This is a genomic window from Lacipirellula limnantheis, from assembly GCF_007746075.1.
Taxonomy (GTDB): domain Bacteria; phylum Planctomycetota; class Planctomycetia; order Pirellulales; family Lacipirellulaceae; genus Lacipirellula; species Lacipirellula limnantheis.
In genome coordinates, this window is record NZ_CP036339.1 from 3,282,438 (window position 1) to 3,296,479 (window position 14,042).

The following is a 14,042-nucleotide window of genomic DNA, read 5'->3' on the forward strand; positions in this document are numbered from 1 at the left end:
CACATCGATATAGTGCAAGGAAATTGCTCGTTCACATCAAATCGTTGACTAGGCAAAACTTGCGATTCAAATCCATCGCGATTGCCACGCTAGGCCAATACGGATGTCGATGACTCCAAATCCATTGGCCGCAAGGGCGTGCCGGATCAAGTCCGGCCTCCTGTGCTTACAGCGTAACGACTTGCGTCAATTGCTCTTCTTCAACGCGACGCTCTTTGCGTCTTTGCTACCTAGAATGCCAGAACGGCCGCGGTGTGTCAGAGCGACCGCGGAGATGAGTCCTTGGCACGCTATCGCCGTGCCATCAAACGGATGAGTTATCCGGGAATTGTCACCTGTTTCTAAAACGGTCCATTCCCGGGGTGTCTCACCGTTTCGCCGGCGCGACGAGTTAATAACGCCTTTTCCGCATGCCGTATCGCTGCGACACCTATCCAAACGCGCTTCGGCGTCCTTTTCCTCCCGCCCCCGAAGGCTGCTCGGACATCCCGCTGCCCGCCGGGGTGAACAACGCATTGATCGACGAATGTCACGCCCACCTTACGCACGTTTACGGAAGGCTCCACCGGAAATCTGTCGTCGCTTCGGTCACATAACTCAACGGGGAATAGTTTGTCGGGTGCCTCGCCGATTCCAACATCTGTCGTGAACACCGACGCACGCAAACTCCTATTCTTCGACCTTCGGTCGGGGCGACCTCGGCGCGCAACGTCCCAGTTAAGGACACTAGACGATTGGACGGACATTGAACGTGATCGTTAGGACGGGAACTGAAAGACGCCGAAGTATGCTCCGGTCAAAGTTGCAATTTAGGTGACGGCGGGCCAGAATATGGGAATCCTCGCTCTCGTCCATCCGCGTCGGCGCCTCTGGGATCGCCCGCATCTCGAAGCCAACTACGCGGGACCATTCCTGGATCGAACGATGCCTCGCCCCCCACTGCTGAAAGCGGAGAGCGCATGGTGGGTTGGATCGCTGGCACTGATTCTCTCCCTCGCATTCGCGGTCAGGCTCCCAGCCGCCACCGTCATCACCGGCGATGTCACTCCTGCGCTGCCTTGGGATAATTTAACGACCTCTAGAATAGGGGACGCCAGCGCTGGAACACTGGTCGTTGATGAGGGGAGTCAGCTCGATTCAGGGTTCGGCACACTTGGTTACATGGCTGGATCAACGGGCACGGCGACGATCACCGGCGCCGGGTCCAAATGGTCGAACCTCCAAGCGCTCTCTGTTGGCAATTCGGGCAACGGTCAGCTGTATGTCGAAGCCGGCGGGGAGGTCATTAGCCTGTCGGGCTGGTTGGGCGTCCGTCCAGGTTCGACGGGGACGGCGACGATCACTGGCGCAGGGTCCAAATGGATCAATAGTACCGCCCTCTTCGTGGGTCTCTCCGGCAACGGCGGGCTGACAGTAGCAGATGGCGGACACGTCTCGGCCGGTAGCGTGTATGCGTCGCTAGCCGACTTCCACGGCGACGGAACGATCGCGGCAACCGGCGCGGTGCTCGATGCGGATTTGCAGTTCAACGCCCCGCAGTCAGTTTTGGGATTTGGCGGTGGCGGTACGTTGACGGTAGCTCCCGCGGCAGGCGGCGATCTCGGCGCGGGATACAGGGGTGTTGGAAGCCTGACGATTTTCGATGGGACTGCGATCTCTAGCTCTAATGCCTATCTGGGTTATCGCGACGGTGCGACCGGCACGGCGACAGTCACCGGCGCAGACGCGTCGTGGACTGTTAGCAACCGACTTTACGTTGGCCGTTTCGGCAGCGGCGCGCTCCGCGTGGAAGCGGGCGGGCAAGTCAGCAATTACGTCGGCTACTTGGGCGAACGTCCCGGTTCGATCGGCGTGGCAACGGTTGCCGGCGCGGGGTCCAAGTGGATCAATGCTGAGGAGCTCTATATCGGTTTTGACGGCAGCGGCTCGCTGACGGTATCGGATGGGGGGCATGTCCAGGCCCGCACGTTGTATGCTTCGATTTCCGACCTTCAAGGCAACGGCACGATCGCTGCAACTAACGGCGTCTTCGATGCCGATCTGCAGTTTAATGCCGCGAGCCCGACTCAGGCTGTCGTGGGCTTTGGCACGGGGGGCACGTTGACCGTGACGGCGGGCGTCGGCGTGTTCGGCGTGGGTTATAGGGGATCGGGTAGCCTCACCATCTCGGAAGGGGCAACGGTTTCCACATCGACCGGTTACCTGGGCGACAGAGCCGGCTCGATAGGTGTGGCGACGATCACCGGCGCAGGTTCCAAATGGACCACCAACGCTCCTATGTGGATCGGCCTTTCAGGTCGTGGCGAACTCCGCGTGAAGGCCGGAGGGCATGTCAAGAACACCACTGCATATCTGGCCGAGGAAGCTGAATCGACGGGTACAGCTACGATTGCTGGCGCTGGGTCTACATGGACGAATAGCGCCTCCCTTTATGTTGGCAGATCCGGCAGCGGCACGCTTCGCGTGGAAGGCGGCGGGCAGGTCAGCAACGAGAGCGGCTACCTCGGCTACGCCGCCGGCTCGACGGGCATGGCAACGATTACTGGCGCCGGCTCCAAGTGGACCAACGCTAGCTCAATGCTCTCCGTCGGTACCTGGGGCAGCGGCACGCTCCGCGTGGAAGCGGGGGGGCAGGTCAGCAACGCCTCTGGCCACGTGGGCCACAACTCCGGTTCGACAGGTTCGGCCATAATTACCGGCGTCGGGTCCAAGTGGACCAATGGTTCTTTTTACGTAGGCCATTCTGGTAGCGGCCAGATTCGCGTGGAAGCGGGCGGGCAGGTCAGTAACACCTCATTGGGCATCGTGGGATACAACGGCGGTTCGACGGGCATGGCAACGATTACCGGCGCCGGATCCATCTGGACCAACAGTGCAGGTCTCGACGTGGGCCGTAACGGCAGCGGCGCGCTAACAATCACCGCGGGCGGGCTGGTCAGCGTACGTGGGACGCTCAGGATCGATGCCAACGGCGACGGCGACAGTTTCGTGAACTTAGCCACGAGAGGGATGCTTGCCCTGTGGGGCAATGCCGAGGGCTCGCTTACGCAATTCCTCGGATTGGTGTCCGGCATGGACGCGATTCGCTACTGGAATGCAGGCCTCGACGGCTGGACGCCCCTCACGGCCGCCACGCTCGGCGTCGATTACAGCTTGCAGTACATGAACGCCGGCGACTTGGCCGGTTATACGCTGCTCACCGTCCTGGCGGCGGGCCCTCCTGGCGACTTCGATTTCGACGGCCGCGTCGATGGCGCCGACTTCCTGGCATGGCAGCGCGGCGCTTCGCCAATGAAGGGCAGCCCCGCCGACCTCGCCGCCTGGCGCACCAGCTTCGGCCTCGGTGCGGCAATACCCGCCACGACGGCCGTACCCGAGCCGGGATCGTTCGCGCTTATTTCACTCGCGTCGGCGGGCCTGGTCCGGGGGCGTAGGTCGACGCGCCCTCTGCGCGATTAGCCCCACGGTACAGGTAGCAACCAGGTTGGTGATAGAAGCGGCCGAATTGACGTCTATTGAAGGACCCCTCACCGGTTGCTCTAGCAACAAGAGATGAACCGATTTGAGCGCGCAGCCGGGACAATTCGGCGCGGGCGCGGCTTCTGCGAGCGTGCAGAACGTGCCCGAACCGCATGCGATCGCGTTGTACTTCGTCGCCGCCGGATGCACCGTTCTCATGACTTGTTTGCAGCCGACTTGGGGACAGGAAAGGCGGACGCGAGTTGAGAATGGGCCTCGGCAGCTGTCCGGCGGCGTTCCCTAAATACGCGTCGTTTGAAGTAGAGCGATCATGTTCTTTCGCGGCACGATTCAGACGGCAACTCGTTTCGCCATTTCGCATTTCAGCACCCAGCGCGGCTTCATCATTTGGTCGAACTTGACTGGCGGGCATTTTCTCTTTCGAGGTTCAAAACGGTCAGGCCGATCAGCGACGCGGTGAATTGCGACGGCGTCGAGGAGCCGCCGGTAGAGCGCGTCGCGGAACGACTCGCCACGACCTCCTTGGAAGTCAATCAGCGGCTGATACGCCTCCAGTGTTTGCGGCGCCCCTTTGAAGCTGACCGACCGCGGATCAATCCCGTGCATCATTGCCGCTTGCTCCATGATCGTGCGGATGAGGTTGTAGGCGTGAATGTGCGTCCAGACTTCTTCGTGGACGAGTTCCGGCGTCTTGCAGCGCAGCACGTCCATCTTCATCGTGGACTTGATCGATCGTAGATCGCGTTCGTTGTTCCAGAAGACAATTGCCAGACCGATGAATGCGCTCTGCGCAACAGCCAAGCTGCCTGCCGCCGTCCGCGACCCGGCCCCCCGGCAATCAGGCGCGCCCCGACCGCCGAAGCGCTCTGACAATTCGTTTCACGGCCGCTGCTGGGCTAAGGGTGCGAGGCGGCGTACGCCGCCGGTGACGCCGCACCGCCCATCGCGGCGTCCTGAAGCATGGCGGTGAGACGTGCGCATCTCCGGCGGTGAGGCCGCGCAAGGTGAATCGCGCACCCCCATTCAAGAAAACATCGCCCCGCCTCAAACTGATCTTGACTCAAAAGGCGATTTATGCATCGCCAGCGCCATTGAGTTTTTGCGGGAAATTTATCACTCCCGAAAATTCCGCGGGGACGCCAAAACGGACTTGACATGATCTCGCCCATTGCCATTAGGTTGAGAGGGTAGCACGTGCGCGGCGTCGGGCCGCGGCTCGCCAACATACCTTCGGCTTGAAACAGGAAAGCGACATAGATGGACGGGACGTGGCTCAAACAGCACCCTGCGACGCGGCCGCCGGACTGGCGCTATCGCCAGGCCAGCGAGGACGCGAGGAAGTGGCGCGTGCGGCTGCGCGCCGATGCGGACGTCGAAACGCGCCGGCTCACGAAATGCCTGATGCTCCTGGCGGACGCACCCGACTTGAGTCGATCGTCGGTGGAGGCGAGCCCCGATTGCCGGCCCTACCTCGAAATCCTTGCCTGGCATGAAAACCGCAATCTGGCGGCTCGCATCGAGGCGATCGCGCTCGCGCGGTTGCCGTTTATCTACGCGGCGCAGGAGCTGAACATCGACCGCGCAAACGTCCGCCGCTACTGTTTCGCGTTCTTCGATTACTGGGATCGGCTCGGCGATCGAGACTACATTATCCGCCATTGCGTGGCGCCGGAACTGCGCCGCGGCGATCCGGCGACGGCCCGCCGGCGGACCGGGATGAAGCTGTTGGCGTACCTGTGCGGGCCGAAGGCCCTGGAGGAGCTTTACGGCATGTTCGGCAAGGGCGCCGACGCGTGGCGCCCGCCGGCCGAAGTCGTCCGCCGGGAGGCGGCGCTGTCGGAACTGGACCGCATCGCCGAAATGATCGCCGGGGGGGATGGCCCCGGCGCCCCCCTCGCCAAGGAATCGCTCGAGGCGTGCGCGGCGGCGGTGGCGCAATTCACCCGCGCGGCGTACCCGGAAAATCAACACGCCTGGAAGTTCGGCCGCGAAGCCCAGCGGTCGACCCTGTTAGATCCCTTTGGGTCTGCGGAGGACGCGCCCCAGATCGACGACCCGCCGGCCTCTCTCCTCAACGCCAAGCCGCAGGCGAAAGGCGGCATCTGGGTTCCGCCGCGCGAGCCGGTGGACGCGCAGGGGCCGGCGACGAAGATTGGCGAAGCGTTCTTCAAGCTCTCGCACGCACGCGCCCAGGCGCCCGCCGGCGCAGTCGCCGGCAAAGGGATCGACCCGCAGTGGAACGCCGACATCTTCCAAGCGCCGGTCGACGCCGCCGCGTGGGCGGAGCAAGAATCGGTCTCGCATAGCGAAGACGATCTCTATGGATCGACGCTTTTTCACGAGGGCCCGGACGGCAAGCCGCAACTGATTCCGAGCTTCGCCCAGGCGGGAGCCACGATTGTCAGCCTGCGGCCGTCGCCGCAAGGGCGCCCCACGGCGTTTTATGCGACTGACTGGCCGGCCGCCGTGCCCGTTCCGTTGGACGGCTTCGTCACCGACTGGCAGACGCGCAGCATGGCGGAGGCGTGCGGCGGCGCCCTGGTCGCGGCCCGCGATGCGGGCGAAGTCGCGGCCTGGCGGCGATTGGGAATCGCAGCGATCCCGGTGCCACAGTCGCCAGTGGCGGCGGAGTCGTGGGGTGCGAAGCTGTGGGATGGACTCGCGGCGATGCAGCTTTTCAAATCGCGGTTGACCCAGGCGATTTGGAGCGAGATCGACGCCAAAGGCGCGCGCGGGAACCCGTATCCAGAGGAATTGACGCGCATCAGCGCGCTCGAGCGGCAAGTTCTCATTAGGCCGACGTTGATCGCGGCGGTGTGGGATCCCCTCACGGTCGAGCCGCGCTCCGATGAGGAGCAGCAGCAGGCGGTCGCCATTCTTCGTGACTGTTGGCGTTATCGCTTTGATGCCGACGCCGCCGTCGCCATGTGGGCGCCGCCGTTGGCTTACCTTCAGTGGATCCGCGCGGAAGTCGAAACCGGTTCGCCGGCGACGGTGAAGCAACTGCTGCGCGCCTCGCTCGAGAATCATCTGATCTATCCCTGTTTGCGGCGCGCGGAAGTTAGTGCGGCCGATGGGTTAGTCAGCGCGCGTCGGCGTCTCGCCGCGATCGACGCGGCAACGCCGACGGAAGAGCGCGAGCGCGCCCGCCGACGTTACCTCGAGCAGTACGAGAACGTCGTCGTCGTGCCGCTGTTGCGGGAGGGTGCGACCAGCTCATCGCCGACCGAGCGGATGCTAACGACCATGCAAGCGCAACTCGTCGGGCGGTTCGCGGAATTCACCGCCGCGGCGACGCTCGACCTGGCCGGCGGCGACACGTCGCTCGCCGATCAATCCGCCTCCGTCAGGAGTCTGTGCCGGTTGTCGGCCGAGGTTTGCAATCTCTTGCGCACGCAAAAGGAACGCGACCATGGAAGTTGAAACTAAACGTCGTTCGCCGCGCGGCCTGCAGGCCGCCCAGCGTTGGCTCGCAGCGCGGCTGCCGCCGGAGGAACTCGCTCGACTCGATCGGCAAGGCTTCGTTTCCAATGAGTTCCTGCCGTCAGGGTCGCGCTGCGCCAAGCTGCGTTACCGCGACCTCAGCGGCCGCCAGCGCGTCGCGTACATCGGCGTCGACCGGCGGCTGGCCCGTCGCATCGCGGCGTACCTCGCCTGGCGTCAAACGGCGCGCCGCCGCCGTCGCACGCTCAACGGGCTGCATCGCGAGCGACGGCGGCTGCTGGCGTCGGTGCAGGCGCGGTTGCTTCCGCATCTCGACGCGTCGATCTGGCACTTTCACGGCCGGGCTCTGCGTCTACGGCGCGGCTGCGCGCGGCATGGTCCGCGCCCCGCGCTCGACGCCTGCACGAACGCGAAAGGATTGATGATGACGACCACAACTCAAGACGCTACCCAATCGCCCGCTGGACCCTCCCCCCCGCCAAGCGGCGAGCGTCATGACCCGCTGCGCCGCTGGGCCCAGCGGCAAGCATCGCCCATCGGGGCGGCGCTCGGCTGGCTCACTGCCGACGTGTGCGAGCTGACATCGAAGTTCGCCGAGCCGCTGAAGGACGCGCTCCGCGACGCGGCGACTTCGCCCGAGAATTTCGGAAGGGTCGCAGGCGACCTGCGGCAGTACTCCCAATTAAGTCGCCAAGCCGAGCGTTGCCTGCGGTTAGCGCATGAGCTGGAAAATGCCAAGCCATGCGCAGCGAAGTTGCGATCGGTTGATACCTATGCGCGCGGGACTGCCGTTGGCGAGGCGACGGCCCCTGCGGCGAGCGCAACGCCGCCGACGCCTCCGGCGACCCCCTAACGGGTCGCCGCCCCGCTCGCCCCACCGATCTTTGACAATTTGGTGTTTGTATCAACGCGCCCCGCCGTCTGCGGCCACGGCGGGGCGCGAAGGGAGAACGTACGGTCGCCCCTCGAGCCTGATCACCCGCTCGATGACCGCGCCGGCGCCGCTGATAGCTAAACGAAGTCACCAGGCGCGAGAAAGGCGCCTCCGCCCCGCAGCTGCCAGCGCCAGGCGTCTGGCGCTGGCAGCCCGCCGCGGGCGTTACGCGCCGCTGGTCGCTCCCTCGCCCAGGAAAGTCGTCCAGCTGTCGTACAGCTCGCGGCGCAGCTGACTGACGCGTCCGGCGGTGAGCTGACAAAGCGCCGCGACGACGCTGGTGCGCTCCCCCTGGGCCAGAGCGTGGACGACTTGCTGGTCGCGCACCGGCAGCGAGGCAAACCACTGGCCGAAGTCGATCCGCAGCGCCGCCAGCTCGGCGGGCGTGGCCCGGCGACAGTCACACAGCTCGGCGGCCACGTCGATCGATTCGGTGCGCCGGCCGCGCAAGCGCCACTTACGGGAGCCGACGTCGGCCGCATTGTCGCGGCTCCCCAAGAGCCGACCCGCTCGATAGCGACGCACGGCGAACCGGGCCAGCGTCGTGGGGTAAGCGCGACCGCCGCGTCCCGACGCCGCCAGCCGCGCGTAGTCGACGGCCGCGGCGGCCAAAGTGGTCTGCACGGCTTCGTCTCGTTCTTCGGGCGCGAGCTTTCGAAAGGCGACTCGGGCGTACCGCTCGATCGTCGGCGCCATCTCGATGAACGCGGCTTGCCACGCCAGCGTGGCGGGGAGGCTCTCCGTTGTTTCTGCCGCAAAAGTCATGGCAGCTTCCTCTCTGCTGGGACCGCCGCCAGAGGCGCGGCGGTCGGGTGAAAAAAACGTGAACCGCGCGCGCCGCGCGGCCGAAGCATCGCGAGGCGCCGCCGGTCGGCCGGCTCGCCCGCGGGGCCGCTTTGGCTCGCTCGGCGCGAGCTAGCAGGCCCAGTGACTTGTGGCGCGAAACGGTGATCGATTTAGTGCGCGCCGCGGCGACGCAATCCGGGGCGTTGGCGAGCCAGCGAAGAATCGCTGCGGGGCAGGGCGGCTACGGGCGTTGGTGCACGACGAGCCGTTCCGAGTCAGCGCCTGGCCGAGAGTTCGGTACGGCCAACGTCGACCAGCCGCAGCTTGGGCCGACCGTCAAGCGAGCAGAGCACGACCGGCGCTTGGCGACGATGCTCGACGATCAACCAGATCCCATCGGCGTCATGGACGCCGACGTCGAGAGCGCGCTCGACGGCGTCTTGGAGTCGCTGCCAGGAGCACCCGTCCAAGAGTCGCAAGACGCGGATGAACTCGCGCGTCCCCAACCCGCCCGGCTCTGTCTCAACGAGCCGGCGGAGAAACATCCACTAACCCTGACTCTCTCATGACAGCTGGTACATGATTTGTTGGGCAGGTCAGGTCATCACCTCAGTGTCGTCCTGTGCTTCTTGCCGTGAATAGGAGTTTCGTCCGGAAGCCGGCGGAAGTCACTGAAAAGCTCAATCTCACTCGCTTCTCTAACATTCAACTTCTGATCAGGCCCCTGTCTCTCGCCGCTTCCGAACCAACGCCAGGGCTCCGGTGACAACTCCTATCAGAAGAGAACTTGGCTCAGGAACACTTGCGACGCGAAAACCCATTTCGTAGCCAAAGTTAGACGCAGCGGTACCGTATCTGTTCGACGCTAGTAGGTTGAGGCGGTTGTTATCCCAATAGCCGCCTCGAAGCCCGCGAATGGAATAAGGCGAGTCGTTCAGTAAGTCAAACGAGGTCTCTTCCCATTCAAAAACGTTGCCGCCTTGGCCCATTGTCCCGTATGGACTTAAACCGCCAGCAAGCATGACGTCGGCGGGACCCACGAGCCCTCGGGCGTACACGACCGTTCCTTGAGCAGTGCCGTTGGCGACGGAGGTGGGAAGGGAGTTGGCGCCCGTAGGGTAATCAAAATAAACGCCGCTCTTCGGATCGTAATACGCTGCCTTATACCATTCGTCTACGCTTGGCAGAAAATACTTTGCCCGGCTATTTCGGTACCTGTTAGCCGCGTTAAATCCGAGGTCACTCTCGCTCCAAAGCGCGATGTTCTCGACAGCGGTGTCTTCCGTTCCGTCTGGAGCGGTCATAAATTTGTACGCCGGCATGAAGCCTTGGCTCGTATTGAGCCAATTCACGAAGCGTGCTGACTCGTTCCAATTGACCCCCGTTGCGGGACGATTACCTCCGTTGCCGTCGTAGAGAATCATGTCCCACAACGTGATTCCAAGGTTCCCCGCAATGTTGGCCTTGATTATCATGTCGCGACTGACCTCAAATTTGCCCATCCGGTAGTTGTAGGCGACCGAGCCGGCCGGATTCGGCTTACCCGTGGCGTCCGCCGCATTGCCTGGATTGCGAATGGGGACGAATTCAATATCAAACGCATTTGTGCCACTGCCGAAACTGTCGCCGCGGGAATAATCGATGAAAAAAAGGCACGCGGAAGTGGCAACATGGAGAGCTAGCAAATGAGCGAACTTCATGAGCGATCCTCTTGTCGAACATATCAACAGGGCTTCGTCTGCGGTCAATTGGGCTACAACTGACGGCCTAGGTGAGAAAAGATCGGCTGTTCAATGTAGCAGAAAGCACAATGAACTATCACAGGCAGGCGCCGCTTGCTTGTTCGAGAAAAGCAGTTCCTGCTGAATTGCGCCGGAGCAATTGGAGCAAGTTGCTTCGGCCTCGGATTTCCGCGAGCGGTGAGAGTTGGGTTGCAGTCTGGATCGATTGCTATTCGTTCAACCGCAGTCGCTCAAGTCTAACGGATCCGAGTGGCTTCACTTCTGTCAGGCCTAATCTGAGGATTGACGAGTCTGTAATGCTCAACTTGCTGCAATTGAGTTGATGCCAGACAGCAAGCACTCGTTCGCCACGTCCGAAGAACGCCGAGCCTTCGTTGCCGGGACGCTCGGGAAATTGGAATCACTCAGGTAAATCAGTTCCCGCTGAATGAAAACGTGCTTTCCCGTTCTGGGCAGCCGTGCGCAGTTTACTATCAGCGGTCAGAGAAGACTTGGGCAATCAGCGCCAATGAACAGCATAGCGTTCCTGTCGTCTGGCGTTAGAATAGGCGGACATTGATGCTAATGGATCAGCTCCTCCGCTAGCGGCTACTGGAAGCAATGTCTGAATTGTGGACGAAGGACCGTGTTCTAAGCCTCGCACCTGACGCGGCCTCGGCGAAGGCGGGGCAATCGCAGGCGGGCCCGGGGAAATGGCCGACGCTTGGCAGGACGCCGACGTGCGTCTGGGGAGAAGTTTCGGGCAGCGGCCAGAGGCCGTATCAGGTCGGCGTTGATCTCTCGGAGCCGGCGTTCAAGTGCAGCTGCCCGAGCCGCAAGTTTCCGTGCAAACATGCCTTGGGCTTGCTGCTGATTCTGGCCGAACAAGCGGCGAAGATTCCGGATGGCGATCCGCCCGATTGGGTTGCCGCCTGGCTGGCCGGGCGGGAGAAACGTTCTGAGCAGCGCGAGAAGAAGGCGTCGCAACCGGCCAAACCGGTCGACGCCGCGGCCCAAGCGAAGCGAGTTGAGAAACGCGAAGCGAATATCCAGGCTGGGCTCGACGAACTCTCCCGCGTTTTGATCGACTGCTTGCGGCAAGGTCTCGCAGCGATTCAATCGCAACCGGTTCGTTATTGGGGAGACGTGGCCGCGCGGCTCGTCGATGCCCAAGCCCCCGGGTTAGCCCGCTTGGTAAATGAGTTGGGCGAAACCGTGAGCGCTGGCTCGGGCTGGCAAAGCCGCTTTCTGCGACGCGTCGCCAGATTGCATCTCGCCGTCGAAGGGTACCGCCGCGCGGCCGAGTTGCCCGTGGAGTCCCAGCAGGATTTGCGAACGCTGATCGGCTGGACCCAATCCAAGGAAGAGGTGCTGGAGCAGCCCGGCGTCGAGGGGCCATGGTGCGTCGTCGCCCAGCAAATTGAAGAGGAAGAACGTTTGACCGTGCAGCGAACGTGGCTTCTTCGCGCCGCTGACGGTATGCCGGCGCTGCTGTTGGACTTCTCAGCGATGGGACAGCCGCTGGATGCGTCGCTGGTCGTGGGGGCGACGGTGCACGCTGAGCTGGCGTACTATCCGAGCGCCGAACCGCTGCGGGCAGTCATTAAGAATCGCACCCGCGGCATCGAGAATTTCGCGCAGCTTCCGGGCGTCCCATCGATCGATCAGGCACTCGATGCCTACGCCCAGGGATTGGCGAAGAATCCGTGGCTTGATCGGCGACCGATGTCGCTCGTCGCGGTAACGCCTGTTCCGTCGCCCGCTACCTCGCACGAAAGCGTCACCTGGCACGTGATCGATGGCGACGGCGAGCAGGCGCCGCTCCATGCGCGCTTCAACGACGGTTGGACGTTGCTTGCGCTGAGCGGCGGCGGTCCGATCAGTTTGTTCGGCGAGTGGGACGGCGAGCAATTGCGACCGTTAGGCGCTTTCGCAAATGGGGCGTATTTCGCTTGGCCGAAGCGCTCGACGGCGGGTCCGTTGACGAGGGTGTCGTGAGCCGCGCCTACTACGATGAAGTGATCGCCGCATTCATGTGAATCAGCCGATGAATCTACATCCCACCGCTTGTTGGAACGACGTCGTGAACGCGGCGATTCTCGGCTTCGACCGGTCGGGCGCTCGCGCCTGCATGCCTGCGGGTGGCTCGCCCTGGTCGCTGTCGAGCGCTGCGGCGGGCGATGGCAGCATGGAAAGCCTGCTCAGCGAGATTGCCACGCTCGCGATCTACGAGTCGGCCGGTCGCCTGCCGTCCGCCGCAGCGACTCCGGAAGAAATCCCGCTCTGCATCGCGGATGATCGCCTCTGCTCGCGGCCGGCGACGAATCACTTGTTCGAGATCTTGCATGGCGGTCGGCAGAAACTGCTGCCTCACTGGGTTGCCGCCGCTGCTGCGGGCGGCTGGCATGCGCCGCCCGAGGCGCTGCCGCGACTCTTGGAGATCGCCATCGACGTCCGCGACGACGCAGAGCTTCAGGCGCTGCTCGCCGTGACGGGAGATCGCGGCCGATGGCTGGCGGAGCGGCGTCCTCACTGGAAAAAATTATGGCAAACGCCCGACGCGAATGCTGCGAGCTGGGAGGTTGACTCGCGTGACGATCGGCTCGCATTGCTGCGACGCTTGCGACTCTCGGATCGCGCGGCCGCTCAGCAACTCGTCGAGGCGGCCTGGGGTTCGGAGTCGGCCGCCGATCGCACGACGCTGCTAGAACAATTCGCCCATGGACTGGCGCGCGACGACGAGCCGTGGCTCGAATCGTGCCTCGATGATCGCTCGAAGCAAGTTCGCACGACGGCGGCGGAACTCCTTTCGCGGTTACCGGATTCCGCGCTATCGCAACGCATGACTTCGCGCGTCCATGCAAGCGTGACGCTCAAACCGGGCGGCGGACTTCTTAAAAAGAAGCCGCCGAAGATTGAGGTGACGCTCCCTGATGCGGCGGACGCGGAGCTGAAACGAGACGGCGTCGAGCCTCGCGCCCAGCGAACACTGGGCGAGAAGGCATCGCTACTGATGCAAATCGTTGCGCTGGCGCCGCTGCCGGTCTGGCGACAGCATGACCAGCGCGAGGCTGACTGGATCGCTGCCGCGCTCCATAGCGAATGGGGCATCGCGCTGCTCGAAGGCTGGCTCGCTGCGAGTCGCATTCAGCGCGACGGCGAATGGGCCAGCGCCCTACTGACGCACGTCTGCTTGGCGCCGGCCGTGAAAGACGCCCCCGTCGACGAACAGTGGCGCCGGCAGGCAATTTTGCCGCTGATGGAGGTTTTGCCCGCCGAGCAAGCCGCCGCCGTCGCGGCGCGAGCCGCTGGCGATCCGCATTCAGACCATGCCAACGTCGTCGCAATGCTGCAGGCCTGCGACTTTGATTGGGATGACGCGCTCTCCGCGGCAGTCATCGACTTCTTGCAGCGGGCGACGCGAGCGACGAGCGCGATCTACGATCCCGCGCTACGACAGTTGATCACCGACGCCGCTCCGACGAGGCTGGCGATTCGCTTGGCCGATCAACTTGCCGATCGTCTCGGCGTCCCCCTGGAAAACTGGTCGCCGAACTTTGCGGCCGCAGTGCAGGATCTGATCAGCACTGTCCATTTTCGCCGGGAGATGTTCGCCGCGTTGGCGTTGCCGATTCCATCCAAGCCAGCACCGTAACTCGACGCTCTGTGGAGAATGC

At 63.4% G+C, this 14,042-nt stretch carries 10 protein-coding genes; 6 read left to right on the plus strand and 4 right to left on the minus strand.

Annotated features, from left to right (window positions below; all coding sequences use genetic code 11):
- Positions 1 to 924 precede the first annotated feature (924 nt).
- Complete coding sequence (locus tag I41_RS12735; RefSeq protein ID WP_168206874.1) at positions 925 to 3,459, plus strand: hypothetical protein; 2,535 nt, start codon at positions 925 to 927, stop codon at positions 3,457 to 3,459.
- A gap of 351 nt (positions 3,460 to 3,810) precedes the next feature.
- On the opposite strand, the gene I41_RS12740 is transcribed toward I41_RS12735, so the two are convergent.
- Entirely contained in the window at positions 3,811 to 4,281 is a 471-nt protein-coding gene (locus I41_RS12740) for a hypothetical protein (RefSeq protein ID WP_145433053.1), read from the minus strand.
- 172 nt (positions 4,282 to 4,453) lie between these two features.
- Here I41_RS12740 and I41_RS27740 point away from each other — a divergent pair, with 172 nt between their 5' ends.
- The 3 genes from I41_RS27740 to I41_RS12750 all read left to right on the plus strand — a co-directional run bounded on the left by I41_RS27740 (position 4,454) and on the right by I41_RS12750 (position 7,777).
- Positions 4,454 to 4,639 carry a hypothetical protein gene (locus tag I41_RS27740; RefSeq protein ID WP_210421188.1) on the plus strand — a complete coding sequence of 62 codons (186 nt, stop codon included), beginning with the start codon at positions 4,454 to 4,456 and terminating at the stop codon, positions 4,637 to 4,639.
- A gap of 98 nt (positions 4,640 to 4,737) precedes the next feature.
- Positions 4,738 to 6,903 (plus strand): hypothetical protein, encoded by a 2,166-nt coding sequence (locus tag I41_RS12745; protein ID WP_145433054.1) that lies wholly within the window; start codon positions 4,738 to 4,740, stop codon positions 6,901 to 6,903.
- Positions 6,893 to 7,777 carry a hypothetical protein gene (locus I41_RS12750; protein WP_145433055.1) on the plus strand — a complete coding sequence of 295 codons (885 nt, stop codon included), beginning with the start codon at positions 6,893 to 6,895 and terminating at the stop codon, positions 7,775 to 7,777. The genes I41_RS12745 and I41_RS12750 overlap by 11 nt, the downstream gene beginning before the upstream one ends.
- Positions 7,778 to 8,023: 246 nt before the next feature.
- Here the strand turns inward: I41_RS12750 and I41_RS12755 are convergent, their stop codons facing one another.
- The 3 genes from I41_RS12755 to I41_RS12765 form a co-directional block, all read right to left on the minus strand.
- On the minus strand, positions 8,024 to 8,623 hold the full coding sequence (locus I41_RS12755; RefSeq protein ID WP_145433056.1) for a hypothetical protein: 600 nt from the start codon (positions 8,621 to 8,623) through the stop codon (positions 8,024 to 8,026).
- A gap of 296 nt (positions 8,624 to 8,919) precedes the next feature.
- On the minus strand, positions 8,920 to 9,189 hold the full coding sequence (locus tag I41_RS12760; RefSeq protein ID WP_145433057.1) for a hypothetical protein: 270 nt from the start codon (positions 9,187 to 9,189) through the stop codon (positions 8,920 to 8,922).
- Between the two features lie 171 nt (positions 9,190 to 9,360).
- A complete protein-coding gene (locus tag I41_RS12765; RefSeq protein ID WP_145433058.1) occupies positions 9,361 to 10,392 on the minus strand; it encodes an SUMF1/EgtB/PvdO family nonheme iron enzyme in 1,032 nt (343 codons plus the stop codon).
- Between the two features lie 594 nt (positions 10,393 to 10,986).
- Here I41_RS12765 and I41_RS12770 point away from each other — a divergent pair.
- Together I41_RS12770 and I41_RS12775 are read left to right on the plus strand one after the other, a co-directional pair.
- Positions 10,987 to 12,363 (plus strand): SWIM zinc finger family protein, encoded by a 1,377-nt coding sequence (locus I41_RS12770; RefSeq protein ID WP_145433059.1) that lies wholly within the window; start codon positions 10,987 to 10,989, stop codon positions 12,361 to 12,363.
- Positions 12,364 to 12,412: 49 nt separating this feature from the next.
- Complete coding sequence (locus tag I41_RS12775; RefSeq protein WP_145433060.1) at positions 12,413 to 14,020, plus strand: DUF5691 domain-containing protein; 1,608 nt, start codon at positions 12,413 to 12,415, stop codon at positions 14,018 to 14,020.
- The last annotated feature ends 22 nt before the right edge of the window (positions 14,021 to 14,042 follow it).

Bases quoted from the DNA above. Each gene is read 5' to 3' on its own strand.
- I41_RS12735 (WP_168206874.1), top strand. From the start codon at position 925: ATGCCTCGCCCCCCACTGCTGAAAGCGGAGAGCGCATGGTGGGTTGGA.
- I41_RS12775 (WP_145433060.1), top strand. From the start codon at position 12,413: ATGAATCTACATCCCACCGCTTGTTGGAACGACGTCGTGAACGCGGCG.
- I41_RS12750 (WP_145433055.1), top strand. From the start codon at position 6,893: ATGGAAGTTGAAACTAAACGTCGTTCGCCGCGCGGCCTGCAGGCCGCC.
- I41_RS12760 (WP_145433057.1), bottom strand. From the start codon at position 9,189: ATGTTTCTCCGCCGGCTCGTTGAGACAGAGCCGGGCGGGTTGGGGACG.
- I41_RS12755 (WP_145433056.1), bottom strand. From the start codon at position 8,623: ATGACTTTTGCGGCAGAAACAACGGAGAGCCTCCCCGCCACGCTGGCG.
- I41_RS12745 (WP_145433054.1), top strand. From the start codon at position 4,738: ATGGACGGGACGTGGCTCAAACAGCACCCTGCGACGCGGCCGCCGGAC.
- I41_RS12770 (WP_145433059.1), top strand. From the start codon at position 10,987: ATGTCTGAATTGTGGACGAAGGACCGTGTTCTAAGCCTCGCACCTGAC.